The sequence below is a fragment of the Paraburkholderia metrosideri genome (assembly GCF_904848625.1).
Classification (GTDB): domain Bacteria; phylum Pseudomonadota; class Gammaproteobacteria; order Burkholderiales; family Burkholderiaceae; genus Paraburkholderia; species Paraburkholderia metrosideri.
The window spans coordinates 108,274-122,954 of the sequence record NZ_CAJHCP010000009.1; the positions used below are offsets into that span (position 1 = coordinate 108,274).

The window sequence follows — 14,681 nt, forward strand, 5'->3', positions numbered from 1 at the left end:
GCGGCAACGGCTTTTCGTCTGGAACTGGTGTGGCAGGCGTTGCGAGTCCGGGACGCCATCCTGCAACGCGGCAGAGTTATCGAAAGACCGCTTTAATGCGTCCCCTGGAATCTGACGATGTTCTGAGCGTATAGTTGAAGACTAGGGTGTGCGGTCCGGCGCACCCATCAAAACGGGGTGAGCAGATGCTGCGTTCCGATTACGCGAAGCAAGACGTTGGCAATCTGGTATTGCTTGAGCATGTCAATCTGACGATACCGGATCAGCGGCTTGCCACTGCCTTCTACGTCACAGCTCTCGGGCTGACCCGCGACCCCTATATGATGACCGGCGTGACCAATATGTGGATTAACGTGGGTCGTTCGCAGATTCATTTGCCACACGGCGACGCGCAACTGCTACGCGGCCGGGTCGGGGTGATTGTGGGCGAGAGAGACGCTCTGGTGGCTCGCCTGAGCGCCGCTCGGGCTACGCTCGACGGCACCGCATTCGGCTGGACAGAGCACCAGGACCGCGTGGAAGTCACCTGTCCCTGGGGGAACAGATACGACTGCCTGCTTCCACATGCGTTGGATGCCGGCGCGCCGTGGGCCGGCCTCGACCTTGGTATCGCCTACGTTCAACTTCAAATACCGCCGGGTTGCGCTCACAGGATTGCCGCGTTTTATCAACAGGCGTTCAATGCGTCAGTCGACGTGCGAGATGTCGATGGCTCGCGACAAGCCGTAGTCGCGGTCGGGACGCGCCAACAGATTATTTTTGCCGAGTCGCCTCATGCGGACGCGCAATACGACGGTCATCACATTCAAGTCTACGTGTCGAACTTCTCGCAGCCCCATGATTGGTTATCCGAGCGGGGGTTGGTGTACGGGCGAGAACCCTATCAATACCGGTTTGCCGACATTGTCGATGTTGAAACGGGCGATGTGTGTTTCAAGCTTGAACATGAAGTGCGGAGTTTGCGCCATCCGCTTTATGCGCGCCCGTTAGTGAACCGGAATCCGGACCAAAGCAACCAGAACTACAAAGCGGGCGGAGACTCGCGCTATGGACTGTTTTAGGCGAACCGTGAGCAAATCTTCGTGCGGCTAGTCGGCGTGTGCCAGGACGACCGACCGGTCGATCGACCGCGAATCGCGAGATTGAGTGCAGCCGGGAGATTGATTGACCAATAGATGCGTGATTCGAAATCAGGGGAGCTGTGCAATGAGAAGCATGCTTCACGCTCTGATCTCGTCTATTGTCAAAGACGGTAAGAAGATATGTCTTGCTGCGGCGTGAACTAGTCACGTCTCAGTTCTAAGTTGAGAACTGATTGATACATTCTGGTGCCGACGGCGAGACTCGAACTCGCACAGCTTTCGCCACTACCCCCTCAAGATAGCGTGTCTACCAATTTCACCACGTCGGCATTGCCTTCATTCCGGATGCGCCCGGACGCTTCGTCTCGCCTAGCCCCATTCTTCCAGGGCTTAGACCGTGCTCTGTAACGCTTACGAAAGGGATAACCTGCACGCCGTTCGGCGCTATTCCCTCAAGATGATGCGTCGACTAATTTCGCTTCCTGAGCAACGGGGCGCCATTGTAACGGCAAAATTCGTTTTTGTGAATATTGCGTGACGGGCGATATGTGGTGCGGAAAGGGCCGGGGTTCTTCTTTGATAGTTGCACCCCCTCCAAGGCTTGGGACCCCGTGTTCCAGGGCTTGCGACACAGTGCTATTGTGACGATCGCGTTGTCTCAGGTGAAGTGAACCCGTGAGATTAAAGCCTGACGACCGCCGGACAATAATAGCGAACCATACTTCTAACAACAGAGAGCGGGGTAAGCATGGGAGCGACAGCATTTTGGGAATGCGTCCGGGACGCATGGACGGACGCTGCCAGATTCATCAGGAAGAGGCCCCTCACTATCGCTGCTGCATTTGCAATACTGGTTGCCTGCAATGCTATTTCAATCGCGTTGAGTGGCCTGTATGGCCCGATGTCGGCAGGTACCGCATCGAAGCTCCTGCAATGGATCACCACATCTGTGAGGCTGGTGGTCATGCTGTCGCTGTCGATACAGGTTATGCGGGACGTGATGCTCGGGGAGCGTGAATTAACTCCTCGTCGCGTGTTTGGCCGGGAGTTCTGGCGCTATCTCGGGTTATCGTTTGCCATTGGCGTGGGCTGTATTGTGATAGCCGTGCTGCTGGTAGGCGTCGGCTTTCTTCTGACCCGCTCATTCAAAGGCTACTTTGGCGGGGCCGGATTGCAACTCGTCATGTGGAGTGCGATTGCGCTATGCGTTATCAGCTTCGTCGCTACTCGCCTCAGTCTGCTGTTCTGTCATGTCGCAATCGGGCGCTCGCTGCGCTGGCGGGCGGCGTGGAACGATACGCGCGGCCGCTTCTGGCGAATCATCGTTTCACATGTGCTTGCTGCGTTGCCGGTTGAGGTCGGTCTGGTCGGGGTGTTCGTTCTCATCCATCTGACGTTAGGAACGAGTGTCAAACTGACACCTCCGTATCTTGCTGCGATGGTTCTGTCGCTGTTCACTTGCGCCGGGCTGGTGATCGGTGCCACATGTGCGTGCTGGCTATATCGGCGACTGGCGCGGACGCTTCTTGAAGGCCAGTGACAACTGAAACCGGGCGCAGCTAGTGAGCAATCTGTTGGCGGTGCCAGTGCTCGACCGGAAATGAAGCCTGGCGACTTCCACTAAGCCCGGAAAGTCTTCCCCAGTTCCTGGTCTGCAAGCCGGAAATAATGCCGGAAGTTATAAATAAGCGGCGACCATTTTTCAGCGTCGATATGATCTCCGCCTTTGATAAAGGCTTCGCTCGCATGCACGCAAAGAATCTCCACTTCTGCTGCTACGCCGCCACCAAGCTCTTCTAGCTTCTCTCCGCCCATCGTATGAATGTGACGCACGCGCGCCTCCATTTGCACCGGGCACTCGGTCACGCGGAATGGCTTCACTCGCTCGCTCGCCAGTTGACTAAAGCCGGCTTTGTCGAACTTGCACTTCTCGAAGTGGAACTGATCTGCCTTGATATCCGGCACCGGATCTTTGCCAGTCAACGGCGCCAGTTTTTCGACACCCTTCCACATATCGGGGGATGGCAGGTTGATCACGCATTCGGGATGCCGCGCAAGGTTCTCAGCAGTTTTCGTTTCATCGAGCAGACCGAGCATAAAGGTCCAGCCGAGCGCCCAGAATGACGATATTGGCGCGAGATTGGTCGTGCCATCTTCATTGAGAGAACTGATTAGCGCGACAGGTGTGCCGAAATAGAGGATCTTCGGTTCGATCGTACGGAATGCGTCTTTAGCCATTTTGAAAATCCTTTCAGATGGGGACGGTGACCACCGGCTTCCTGTTTTCCATTCTGAATGGTCTCAGCCTCTTGACGTTTCAGGTCGCGCTGAAATGTGCATGCGGGCGAAAGCTGGGTGCCTGAGATTCCTCCCGATGTGCACGGAGCAAGGCCTATTCCTGCGTGTGTTCACTCGTGACGATTGCATGCCATGCGGCGAGGATCGCGGCCACGGGCACGGTCGTTGCGCAACTTGACGCAACCCGCCCCCTTGCAATCCGCGCCTGCAGTCCCTCGCGCGAAATCGCAACGGGATGCCACTATGTAGCGGGCAACGAAAACGAGAAGGCTATTTAAAGGAGTTCGCTATGCCGACTTTATCCAAAGGCGACAAGGTGCAATGGCAAACGTCACAGGGCCGCACTGAAGGGACGGTCACGCGTAAGGTGACCGGTACTGCAAAGGCGGGTGGCCACGTTGCGAAGGCGTCACCTCAAGATCCCCAATTCGAAGTGGAAAGCGCGAAGAGCGGCAAGGCGGCCATTCACAAAGCCGGCGCCCTGAAGAAAGTTCGCTGATGAGGAAACGAGCGTGGCGAAAGCATGTGCGTCACCACGACTCACATACAAAACCTGGCGTGCTCAGGCTTCCGGATTGCGGTTGGCAAATCTGGGCAGATGCCATCTGAGCCGCAGCGAAGCGAGGCGCAAGCCGACGCACGCAAGCGTGGCGACCCATGGCGTCCAGGGTCGGGCTACACCAAAGTGTTCGCACGCTACCATCAACGTCGAGCCAAGCAGCGCGGCCGATGCGTAAATCTCTCTTTGCAGAATAACGGGTACTCGCGCGAGCAGAATGTCGCGCAACGTGCCGCCGCCGACCGCTGTGACCACCCCAAGCAATACCGCCGCCTCGGCATTATGTCCATACGTCAGTGCTTTTTGCGCCCCTGAAACGGCAAACAGCCCGAGCCCGATGGCATCGAAGAAAAGCACGGAGTGGCGCAACTTCGTGACCTGCGGGTACGCGACGATCACCATCAGTGCAGCACCGACCGATGTGGTCAGATAGCGCCAGTTCGACAGACCGGCGGGCGGTATCGCCCCGACGCACACATCGCGCACGATACCGCCGCCGCAGGCCACCACAAACGCGATGGCCAGCACGCCAAACAGGTCCAGATTGCGCTGCTTCGCCGCCACCGCGCCGCTGATCGCAAAGGCGAATGTGCCGACCAGGTCGAGCAGCAGAAAAAGAGCGTGTGCGCTCATGACGCGGCGTTCTCCTCGCCAAGCCACTCTGCGGCTGCGCCCAGCATCGCGAGCAAGCCGGTTTTCAACGTGGGATGCAGCGTGGGCGCGAATTTCGGCGAGTGGTTGCTGGGCAGCTGGTTAAGCTGCTTCTTCGCCTTTGCATCGGCATATTGTTCTGGATCGGTTCCGCCGACGAACCAGAAAACATACGGTACATGCCAGGACCGCCCGAAGATGCTGAAGTCCTCGCTTGCCGCTGCAGGTGGTGCTTCATACGCGCGTTCGCCGAACTGCGCGGCGAATGCCTGCGCGACGCGCGCCGTCGCCTCCTTGTCGTTCTCGGTCAGCGGGTAACTGCTCAGCGTGGTGAATTCAGGCTCTCTCGGCGCGTTGGATGCAACACACTCCGCGCAACAGATCCGCCTGATTGCCGACAACATGTACTCGCGTACATCCTCATCGTAAGTACGCATGTTGAGCTTGAGCGTCGCATCGTCGGGGATGATGTTTTCTTTCGTGCCGGCTTGCAGCGATCCGATTGTCAGCACCGCGCTCTCGCTGGGCGCAATTTCGCGCGACACGATGGTTTGCAGTCGCAACGTGGTGGAGGCTGCCATGATCACCGGATCGACCGACGTTTGCGGTTGCGAGCCGTGGGAACCGCGCCCGAAGAGCTTGACCTTGAGGCTGTCGCCAGCGGACAGGATAGGGCCGCTGCGATAACCGACAGTACCCGCCTCGCCGACCATCACGTGCTGGCCCAGAATGATGTCGGGCTTCGGGAAGCGATCCATCATGCCGTCGTCGATCATGCTTTGAGCGCCACGGCCGACTTCTTCGCCGGGCTGAAAGACTGCGAGCACCGTTCCGCTCCACGTGTCGCGGTGTTGCGCGAGAAGGCGCGCTGCGCCCATCAACCAGGTGACGTGAAGGTCATGTCCGCATGCGTGGGAGACGCCCACCTGAACGCCGTCCTCGTCTTTCGCGGTGACCGTGCTGGCATAGGGCAGGCCGGTTGCCTCGGCGACCGGCAGCGCGTCCATGTCGGCGCGAAGCATGACCGTCGGACCGTTGCCGTTGCGCAGCACGCCGACCACGCCGGTGATGCCGACTTCGCGTGTGACCTCGAAGCCCTGAGCGACCAGATAATCAGCCGCGATTTTTGCAGTGCGGATTTCCTGCATGGAAAGCTCGGGATGCTGATGCAGGTCTTTGTAGATGGCTTCGAGTTCGGGCAGCAGGGCGTCCGTGTCGGGTATGAGTGCGCTGATCAGTTGCTTCATGGATCCTCCTGTAACGGCGAGAGAAACTACGCATAGTGTGACGATCGGCCGCCGACGCGATGAAATTTAAGGCGTTGCCTGGCGTGAGTCAGGATAGCAGCGTGCTCTCCATCGACGGGCAGGCGCGAATGATCAGATCAAATATTTTCTGACGAAATGGGCTTGGCGAGAACAGAGGCACTGTTGCAGAAGGAAGAAGCGTAGCACTAGTCCCCGGTTCATATAGTTGAAACTTGCAACTATATGGGCGCACTTTGCGTTAAAGAGGGCGTCTGACGGAGGTAGGAAGAATGGGAAGAAGCGGCATAAAAAGAAGCCGCGGCATGGGCCGCGGCTCTTGAAACGCACTCGCCGGGGTCAGCTGGCGAGTTGTCAGTATTACACAATGCTTTCAGTCGTAGTGTGAATTGCGTGTGACCCGTGAAGGCGCCATGGCGCATTCCGTCGCGGGCCAGCCAGGTATCACAATGACAACTACAACGAACGTTCAATCGCCTGCCCCAGTAACTGCAGGCCCAAATCGATTTCGTCGTCGCGAACGGTGAGCGGAGGCGCGATCCGGAAAACGCCTCCCATGCCGGGTAATTGCACGATGTTCATGCTGAGTCCCAAGTTCATGCACTCGCGCGTGATCTTTGCACCAAGCCCATCCGCCGGTTCCTTCGTGCGACGGTCCTTGACGATTTCCATTCCCAGAAGCAATCCTCGGCCGCGAATGTCGCCGATGCATTCAAAGCGTTCCATCAGATCGTGCAGCCCGCGCCTGAGCCGTTCACCCATCACGTTGGCACGTTCGACCAGCCCCTCGCGCTCGACCACGTCGAGCACTCGCAGGCCGACAGCAGCGGGAAGCGGGTCGGACACGTGAGTCGTATAAAACAGATAGCCGAGTTCGTGCGCACGTTCTTCGATTTGCGCGGAGGTCACCACCGCCGCGAGCGGCAAACCGGCGCCCAGCGTCTTGGATAGCGTGAGAATGTCGGGCGTGACGCCGTCGCGCTGGCAGGCGAACATCGTGCCTGTGCGTCCGACTCCTGTTTGCGCTTCATCGAGGATCAGCAGCATGCCGCGCTCTTCGCATTTGCGTTTTAACGCTGCCATGTAGCCTTCTGGCAATTCGATAATGCCGCCGGAACTGAGGATCGGTTCCGCAATGAAGGCCGCGAGATTGCCGCTGGACTGCCGATCGATGAGATCGAACGCGTAGTCCAGTTCCGCCAGGTAATCGTATTCGCCATTGCGCTCGAATCGCGGCCGGTACATGAATGGAGCGGGAATCGCGAATGAGCCGACGGCTGCCGGACCCACTCCCTTGCGACCAGCGCTATAGGTTGCGGATGCCGCGGCGCCGGTCATGCCGTGCCAGGACTGTGCAAAACCGACGATTTCGTATTTACCAGTCACCAGCTTCGCCATGCGGATCGCGGCCTCGTTCGACTCCGCGCCCGTACTCAGCAGCAGTGCGCGGTCGAGCCCATTGGGCGTGATGTCGGCGAGGCGTGTCGCGAGATCGACGACCGGTCGTGACAGCATCCCGCTGAATAGGTGATCGAGCTTGCCCGCGTATTCGTTAATGACCGACACGATTTCCGGATGACTGTGTCCGAGTACCGCGCTCATCTGGCCCGACGTGAAATCCAGAATCGCACGGCCGTCCGCGTCATAGACGAAGCTGCCCTGGGCGCGCTCGATGATCAGCGGCTCGAAGGTGCCCCCATAGCGAATGAGGTGCTGCCTGGCGTTACGCCAGAAAGTTGCATCGTTGTTCCGGGACACGTTGCTTCTCCTTGGGCCGTGACGGGAATAACTTGCAGTCTAGAGGGCTCTCTGCTTTCATAGAATCGAATAGTTCTAATGGAAGCTAGAAACGGGGCTTATACCTTGAGTCTTTCTCTTGATATCGATCTGCTGCGCTCGTTTATTGCCGTCTCCGAAAGCCGGGCGCTGAGTCGTGCCGCAAGCCGGGTCGGCCGGACGCAATCCGCGCTGAGTCAGCAGATGAAGCGTCTCGAAGAAATTGTCGATCAGCCGCTATTCCAGCGGACGGGGCGAGGAGTGGTGCTGACCAATCCTGGCGAGCGTTTGCTGATCCACGCTCAACGCATTCTTCGCGTGCACGACGAGGCGATGGCCGATCTTTCCGGCAAAGGCTTGTCGGGAACGATCCGTTTCGGTTGCCCGGACGACTATGCCGCCGTTTTCCTGCCGCATTTGCTGCGGCAGTTCGCGAGCCAGCATCCGCATGCGCTGGTGGAGGTCATGTGCGCGCCTACGCCGAGATTGCTCGAACAATTGGAGATGCACGCATTGGATCTGGCGATGATTTCGTTGCCGGAGGGGGCCGCGAGCGACGACATCATTCGTCGTGAACAACTGGTCTGGGTCGGTTACCCCGGGTTGGATTCAACGCATTTCGACCCGTTGCCGCTGGCGCTTTCCGATCCGGATACGCTAGATCACGTCGCGGCTTGCGATGCGTTGCGGCGCGCTGGCAGGGCTTATCGTGTTGCTTATGCAAGCAGCAGTCTGGCGGGTCTGACGGCTCTGGTCCGTTCAGGCCAGGCGTTCGCCGTTATCACGCAGACAGCGGTCGCGCCAGATCTTCACATACTCAATGGCGATCCGGCGCTGCCGCCGCTGCCGGGCATTGGCATTACGCTGAAGTTCGAGCGGGCGCGTCCGTCGCATTTGACTCAGGCGTTTGCAGAGCACATCAGGCTGACGCTGCCGTTGTTATGATCGAATGCAAATCTGCGCGCCCGCGCACTATTCGCCGGGACTGTCGACCCACAGAGCGGATCGCGCCATAAACAATGGGCGTTTGTTAAGGCAACGAAATAGTCAGATTCGCCGACTGCGGTCCCAACTTGACGATCTGCGAGTACGGCGCGAGCGTGCGTAACGTCGAATCACGCAGCCACGTATTCAGCCCCAGATAACCGAGCAGTGCAACCAGCGCGAAAACAGCACCGATGCTCCACAGCGGAACCTCGCGCTTCAACCGGTGCGCCACCTGATCGGGCAGCGGCCAGTGCGGCGCGAAGCCAGCGCGTTTGCCCTTCATATGGGCGATTTCATCGCCGAGACGCGCGGTCAGATACGCGAGTTTTTCCGGGCCTTCCAGCAGATACTTGCCCTGAAATCCAAGCAGCAGGCACATGTGGAACACTTCGAGCGATTGCAGACGCACTGCGCCGAGCGCGCGTCCTTCTTCGAGCAACTGATAGAACTTCTCGCCCGCGAGTTGTTCTCCGAATAACACCAGTTGCAACGGATGACGTTCCCACTCCGCACGTATCGCGAATTGCGACGACAGCACCGATTCGTCGACGGCCGCGCAAAACGCAAATTTCGCCGCATACGTGTCATCTGCCGACGCGTTGAGTTTCTTCGCGCCACGTTCGAAGTCCTGCAGGAACTGCTGCACGCGCTGACGGAATTCGTCGGCGGAACCGGGCTCACGGCCGTTTTTCAACAGGAACAACATGAAAAAACCGTCGTACAACAGATCGAGCAGCGAGCGCACCTGATAGGTGGGTTCCTGCGCGGGCGCCGGAGCGGCGGACGGCTTGCCGCCGTCGAGGAGTGAAGGCGCGTAGCTCATGAGGTGACCGCGATCAGTTCGAATTGAAGGTTATGAAGACCGGACGGCGCGTAGATCATTGCCGATTGCGACTGCAGCATGCGGTCATAAAGCGCCCCACGCGGCTCGAACGAGAAATAGCAGGCGCCAGGCCGGACTGGAATCGCGGGCGGTACCTGAGGCGTGTAAACCAGTCGCACGCCCGGCATGGCGGACAACACCAGCTTGTCGACGTCGTCGGGTGCGCCGACCTTGAAACGCGCAGGCACCGCTTCGACCAGTTCGGCAGTCGGCAGGTCGGCGGACACCGAGATGTAGAACTGCGTCTTGTCGTCGATCTTTCCCGAATCGAGACGGCCCACATGGAACGACGGCCGCACTTCATCGAGCGAGATCGCAAAGTAACGCGTGGAGATCACCGTTTCGAGCAGGTCGCGCAGCATCGTGTCGAGATGGGCAAACCCAGGTCCCGGATCGTCGTGACGATAGGCGGGTAGATCAGCGAGCGCATAGCCTTTTGAAAACGTCATCAACTGACCGGCAAGCCGCAGCAGTTCCTGGAACAGCCGCTCGGGATGCAGCGCTGAATGCTGGTACAGATGCGCGAGTGCGGCGAACGCGGCATTCGCGGTATGCAGCAGCCAGAACGACGCGATATCGCCCGAACGGAATTCGATGATGTTCTTGGTCGGTTCGCGATGAAAGCCATACAACGCGTTGACCTTGGCCTGCAACGCGTCGATCAGTTGACGCAGACGCTGATGGAGAATGGGCGATGCGTCGATCGCGATACACGGTGGCACGAAACTGTCGTCGAGTTCGAAGCCCGACGTGGCGGTACGGCGTACACGCACGAGCGGCACGGACAACAACTGGTCGCGTGGCTCGCTGTGTGCGACCAGCTTCACACTCGTTTTGAGGAAGGTGATGTCAGCCTCGGCTGCGTCGGTGAACTGATCGGCCACTGGCAGATGTTCGCTGACGTAGCGCGAGACGAAACCCGCGTCGCGGTCTGCGGCGTAGTTCGAGCCTGCATCGCGTAACGGATGCAGTGCCAGATAAAACGTGAATTCGTTGATGCCGTCGGGCAGGGTGTCGAGCGCAACCGGGGCTGGAAGATCATCCGCCTGTGGCGCGGAATAGAGCGCGCCATCCGGAAACACCAGCGACAGTTCGCTCAGACGCAATACATTGCTGCCGAGCGCATCGCGGTCCACGCGCACGGAACGCACGCCCCAGTTATAAGGCTGAATAGCCTGTATCGATTCAAACAGACGCGCCTCATGATAAGCGTCCTGTCGCTGAAAGTGCTGAGGCCTCAGAAAAAGGCCTTCCCCCCAGAGTACCTTTGCCGAATAACTCATTTTTTAAACCTGTTTTAAACAATCGCGCAAAGCGCTTTAGTCCGGCACTTAATGCGCGCAGACGGACCAGATAAACCGAAGCCATTTCATTACAATTAGCTTTCTTGTTAGCCGCAACTCACCGACGAGAGCATATTCAGTGGTTGGGTCGGCATTCCCTGTTGTGCTGGAATGACGGTGCCGCTTGTCACGGTCATTGCGCAATTATGCAGGCCAATCATTATGCCTGCTTTCTCCGATTTTGCCGGATCGAATGCGAACTTCCATCTTTGCATCGCCGGATCACGGAACAGGGCAACAATGCCGAATGCCTGCGCTTCACGAGAAACTTTTTCCGTGACGTTGTAACGTTGGCCCGGCACAAGGGTTACTTCCCTGACGCTTAATAGATCGGATCCCAGTGTCGTTTTTTCCAATGCCGGGTCAATAAAGGTATTGAACGGCGCTTGCTGGAAAGAGGTGGGATCTTTCAGCGTATAGAGGCGCACAACCAATGCTAGCGGGCGTTTGTCGTTGGCCGCGTTCAGATTGGGCGCCGCATAAAGCGTTATACCGACGTTGCGAGGCGGCTTCTGCGCATCAGGCACATCCGGCTTGGTGAGGCCGGTGGCCTGCAATGCCGCACTGGCCGCAGAACCAAGCAGCGGCACTGCCGCCGCACAGCCTCCGAGCAGTGTCACGCCGGTGAAAATGGACACGCACGCAAGCCATTCCCACGAGGTAAGTCGAGTTATGCGCGGAATCATTTATGTCGATCGGATCTCGCCGTCGCCCCGGAAAAATCATCAATGAAATCAGGCATGAAAACGGATTTATATGCGCCCCGCATGAACCATTCTTTTACCCAATTTGAATAATTTGTGTCAGGAAAAAATTTCCTGATTTTGTCTTTATCAACTATTCAACAAGAAATAATTGCCAATGCCTCTGTATTGACGAAGGCGATTAAATTCTTTTGCTTGACGTTTCCTCACATGAAAGTTGAAATATCGAAAATTGGCCTGTACTATACCCGCGCAATTGGGGCAAGGCAAAACTCCGGTTTATTCCTTGAATTAAAAAAATTCGTACGTCGGTGATAACGATGAAACAACGGCTCTTCGCACAAATATCTGGGGTGGTGTTGGCATGCGGGCTGATAGCCGGATGCGCGACACAAAGCAATAACACTGCGTCGACGCCGGAGGCCTTTGATAAGGCTTTAGCCGACGCCGATGCGACGGCTGCAAAGGGCGACGATCAGGACCACGCTATTGCGCTTTATCAGCAACTCGCTCAGCAGAATCCAACGCGCGAAGAGCCCTGGTCGCGGATTGCGCAAATCCAGTTCACGCAGGGCCATTACGGTCAGGCTATCGTCGCCGCGCAGGAAGCGTTGCAGCGCGATCAATCCGACCGCCGCGCCAAGAGTGTGCTGGCGGTAGCCGGTTTGCGCGTCGCTACGCAGTCGCTGGGCGAGTTGCGCCAGGATGCGTCGCTCGCGGGCGATGCGAAATCCGACGCACAGGCACTGGCGAAAGAATTGCGCGACACGCTGGGCGAAGCCACGTTGTTCCCGCCCGAAGTCGACGCGAAACCGGTACCCAAGAAGCGCCGCTATATCCGCAAGGTAGCGAAAGCACCGGCCGCTGAAGAATCCACCGCGACCAGCAGTGCTGCGCCTGCCACGCCGACGGCACCGGCTGCGCCTGCTGTGCCCGCTGCCCCCGCCGCACCGACCAAGGCTGCGCAAAGCCGCGGTGCGTCCGACCCCTTCAGCGCGTTACGCTGATCCAAGCCTGAACCACTGCTACCGGGAGCCGTCGATGGCGAAAAAAGAAAGTATCCAGAAGCGCCTGCAGAAGGTGCGGCCGCCGCGCGTCCAGTTGACCTATGAGGTCGAGCGTGGCGATGCGATCGAAATCAAGGAATTGCCGTTCGTGGTCGGCGTGGTTGCGGATCTCGCCGGGCAGTCGGAAATCGAACAGCCGAAAATGCGTGACCGCAAATTCGTCAACATCGATCGGGACAATATCGACGACGTGATGAAGGCGATCGAGCCGCGCGCCGCGTTTCAGGTCGAAAACCGCCTGAGCGATGCGGGCGGCAAGTTTGCGGTGGATCTGCGTTTCCGTTCGATGACCGATTTCAATCCGGACGAAGTCGTGTCGCAAATCGATCCGCTGCGCCGTTTGCTCGACGCTCGCTCAAAGCTCGCGGATCTGCGCAACAAGCTTGCTGGAAACGACAAGTTGGAAGACCTGCTAAGCGAAGTGTTGAAGAACACGCAGCAACTCGAGGCGCTCGCCAAAGCTGAAGGCGGCGCGGCAGACTCGCACGGCGATACGCCGGATCAACAACGCGACGGCGAATAAGGCGGATCGAGATGAACCAGCAAGCGGCTGCGGCCCAATTCGCCGGTGCGGATACCACCGAAGGCACCTCGTTGATCGATCAGATCGTCGAGAAAAGCAAGGTTGCGAAATCCGATTCCGAACACGCGCGCGCGAAAGACCTGATCGGCGAACTCGTCAATCAGGTGCTCGACGGCACGGTGATCGTGTCCGACAACCTGTCGGCGACGATCGACGCACGCGTGGCGGAGCTAGATCGGCTGATTTCCGCGCAACTCAGCGCGGTGATGCACGCTCCGGAGTTTCAGCGTCTGGAAGGGACATGGCGCGGCCTGGACTATCTGTGCAAGGAAAGCAACACCGGCGCGACCGTCAAGATCAAGGCAATTCATGCGCCGAAACGCGAACTCGTGCGCGATTTCAAGGCGGCGATCGAGTTCGATCAAAGCGCATTGTTCAAGAAAGTGTATGAAGAAGAGTTCGGCACGTTCGGCGGTTCACCGTTTGGCGCGCTGATCGGCGACTTCGAAATCACGCGTCAACCGGAAGACGTTTACTTCATCGACCAGATGGCACACGTCGCTGCGGCGGCGCATGCACCTTTTATCGCATCGGCTGCGCCTGAACTGCTTGGTCTTGAAACGTTTGCCGATCTCGGCAGGCCGCGTGATCTGGGCAAGGTCTTCGATACCGTCGAATACACCAAGTGGAAGTCGTTCCGCGATTCTGAAGATTCACGCTATGTTGGCCTGACGCTCCCGCGTTTCCTTGGCCGCTTGCCGTTCAATCCCAAAGACGGTGCCACGGCGGAAGGTTTCAACTTCGTTGAAGATGTCGACGGTACGGATCACAGCAAGTATCTGTGGTGCAACGCGGCGTGGGCCTTTGCCGCGCGTTTGACTGCGGCGTTCGACGATTTTGGCTGGTGCGCAGCCATTCGCGGCGTGGAAGGCGGTGGGTTGGTGGAGGATCTGCCGACGCATACGTTCAAGACCGACGACGGCGAAGTCGCATTGAAGTGCCCGACCGAAATTGCGATTACCGACCGTCGCGAAAAAGAATTGAGCGACCTCGGTTTCATTCCGCTCGTCCACTGCAAGAATTCCGACTACGCAGCATTTTTTGCAGCGCAGTCGGTGCAGAAGCCGAAGAAGTACAGCACCGATAGCGCGAACGCGAACGCGGTTCTGTCCGCGCAATTGCAGTACATTTTCTCGGTATCGCGCGTCGCCCATTATCTGAAGGCGATGATGCGTGACAAGATCGGCAGCTTTGCATCCGCACAGAATGTCGAAGTGTTCCTGAATCGCTGGATCTCGCAGTACGTGCTGCTGGATGACAACGCCACGCAGGAACAGAAAGCGCAATTCCCATTGCGCGAGGCATCCATACAGGTCTCGGAGATTCCGGGCAAGCCAGGCTCGTATCGTTCGGTCGCGTTCCTGCGTCCGCACTTCCAGCTTGACGAACTCTCTATCTCCTTGCGCCTTGTCGCTGATCTGCCGAAGCCGGCAAATTCTTAAACGAAATTCGTGTATGCAGGCCGGTGAGTCTGCAATACACG

Annotated in this window: 14 protein-coding genes and 1 tRNA gene; 7 read left to right on the top strand and 8 right to left on the bottom strand. The window is 58.2% G+C overall.

The annotated features are described in order from the left end of the window. Positions 1–185: 185 nt before the first annotated feature. Positions 186–1,061, top strand: coding sequence for a VOC family protein (locus LMG28727_RS21000; protein WP_201644233.1), 876 nt, complete (start codon positions 186–188; stop codon positions 1,059–1,061). A 265-nt stretch (positions 1,062–1,326) separates the two neighbouring features. On the opposite strand, the gene LMG28727_RS21005 is transcribed toward LMG28727_RS21000, so the two are convergent. Beyond that, positions 1,327–1,411: transfer RNA gene (locus LMG28727_RS21005), tRNA-Leu, on the bottom strand. 572 nt (positions 1,412–1,983) lie between these two features. Between LMG28727_RS21005 and LMG28727_RS21010 the strand changes: the two genes are divergently transcribed. Then, the gene (locus LMG28727_RS21010) at positions 1,984–2,622 is read left to right on the top strand and encodes a hypothetical protein (RefSeq protein ID WP_201644234.1); all 639 of its coding nucleotides are present in this window, start codon (positions 1,984–1,986) and stop codon (positions 2,620–2,622) included. A gap of 80 nt (positions 2,623–2,702) precedes the next feature. On the opposite strand, the gene LMG28727_RS21015 is transcribed toward LMG28727_RS21010, so the two are convergent. Then, positions 2,703–3,320 carry a flavin reductase family protein gene (locus tag LMG28727_RS21015; RefSeq protein WP_201644235.1) on the bottom strand — a complete coding sequence of 206 codons (618 nt, stop codon included), beginning with the start codon at positions 3,318–3,320 and terminating at the stop codon, positions 2,703–2,705. Positions 3,321–3,669: 349 nt separating this feature from the next. On the opposite strand from LMG28727_RS21015, the gene LMG28727_RS21020 reads away from it, so the two are divergent. Next, positions 3,670–3,879: a hypervirulence associated TUDOR domain-containing protein gene (locus LMG28727_RS21020; protein WP_201644236.1), complete on the top strand. Its 210-nt coding sequence runs from the start codon at positions 3,670–3,672 to the stop codon at positions 3,877–3,879. A 63-nt stretch (positions 3,880–3,942) separates the two neighbouring features. Here LMG28727_RS21020 and LMG28727_RS21025 read toward each other — a convergent pair whose 3' ends face one another. The 3 genes from LMG28727_RS21025 to LMG28727_RS21035 all read right to left on the bottom strand — a co-directional run bounded on the left by LMG28727_RS21025 (position 3,943) and on the right by LMG28727_RS21035 (position 7,613). Then, on the bottom strand, positions 3,943–4,572 hold the full coding sequence (locus LMG28727_RS21025; RefSeq protein ID WP_201644237.1) for a trimeric intracellular cation channel family protein: 630 nt from the start codon (positions 4,570–4,572) through the stop codon (positions 3,943–3,945). Next, positions 4,569–5,837, bottom strand: coding sequence for a M20 family metallopeptidase (locus LMG28727_RS21030; RefSeq protein ID WP_201644238.1), 1,269 nt, complete (start codon positions 5,835–5,837; stop codon positions 4,569–4,571). Before LMG28727_RS21030 ends, LMG28727_RS21025 begins: the two co-directional genes overlap by 4 nt. 474 nt (positions 5,838–6,311) lie before the next feature. Next, positions 6,312–7,613 (bottom strand): aspartate aminotransferase family protein, encoded by a 1,302-nt coding sequence (locus LMG28727_RS21035; protein ID WP_201644239.1) that lies wholly within the window; start codon positions 7,611–7,613, stop codon positions 6,312–6,314. Between the two features lie 78 nt (positions 7,614–7,691). Between LMG28727_RS21035 and LMG28727_RS21040 the strand changes: the two genes are divergently transcribed. Continuing rightward, on the top strand, positions 7,692–8,576 hold the full coding sequence (locus LMG28727_RS21040) for a LysR family transcriptional regulator (RefSeq protein ID WP_201644240.1): 885 nt from the start codon (positions 7,692–7,694) through the stop codon (positions 8,574–8,576). 85 nt (positions 8,577–8,661) lie between these two features. Here LMG28727_RS21040 and icmH read toward each other — a convergent pair whose 3' ends face one another. The 3 genes from icmH to tssJ all read right to left on the bottom strand — a co-directional run bounded on the left by icmH (position 8,662) and on the right by tssJ (position 11,530). Further along, positions 8,662–9,441 carry a type IVB secretion system protein IcmH/DotU gene (icmH, locus tag LMG28727_RS21045; protein ID WP_201644241.1) on the bottom strand — a complete coding sequence of 260 codons (780 nt, stop codon included), beginning with the start codon at positions 9,439–9,441 and terminating at the stop codon, positions 8,662–8,664. Beyond that, positions 9,438–10,784: a type VI secretion system baseplate subunit TssK gene (tssK, locus tag LMG28727_RS21050; RefSeq protein ID WP_201644242.1), complete on the bottom strand. Its 1,347-nt coding sequence runs from the start codon at positions 10,782–10,784 to the stop codon at positions 9,438–9,440. The genes icmH and tssK overlap by 4 nt, the downstream gene beginning before the upstream one ends. A 107-nt stretch (positions 10,785–10,891) precedes the next feature. Further along, positions 10,892–11,530, bottom strand: a complete 639-nt coding sequence (tssJ, locus tag LMG28727_RS21055; RefSeq protein WP_201644243.1) for a type VI secretion system lipoprotein TssJ — start codon at positions 11,528–11,530, stop codon at positions 10,892–10,894. Positions 11,531–11,868: 338 nt separating this feature from the next. Here tssJ and LMG28727_RS21060 point away from each other — a divergent pair, with 338 nt between their 5' ends. From LMG28727_RS21060 to tssC, 3 genes are read left to right on the top strand one after another with little or no spacing between them, the layout of a single operon-like run. Beyond that, complete coding sequence (locus LMG28727_RS21060; protein ID WP_201644244.1) at positions 11,869–12,555, top strand: tetratricopeptide repeat protein; 687 nt, start codon at positions 11,869–11,871, stop codon at positions 12,553–12,555. Positions 12,556–12,589: 34 nt separating this feature from the next. After that, on the top strand, positions 12,590–13,138 hold the full coding sequence (gene tssB, locus LMG28727_RS21065) for a type VI secretion system contractile sheath small subunit (RefSeq protein ID WP_201644245.1): 549 nt from the start codon (positions 12,590–12,592) through the stop codon (positions 13,136–13,138). A gap of 11 nt (positions 13,139–13,149) precedes the next feature. After that, complete coding sequence (gene tssC, locus LMG28727_RS21070; protein ID WP_201644246.1) at positions 13,150–14,640, top strand: type VI secretion system contractile sheath large subunit; 1,491 nt, start codon at positions 13,150–13,152, stop codon at positions 14,638–14,640. Positions 14,641–14,681 lie beyond the last annotated feature (41 nt).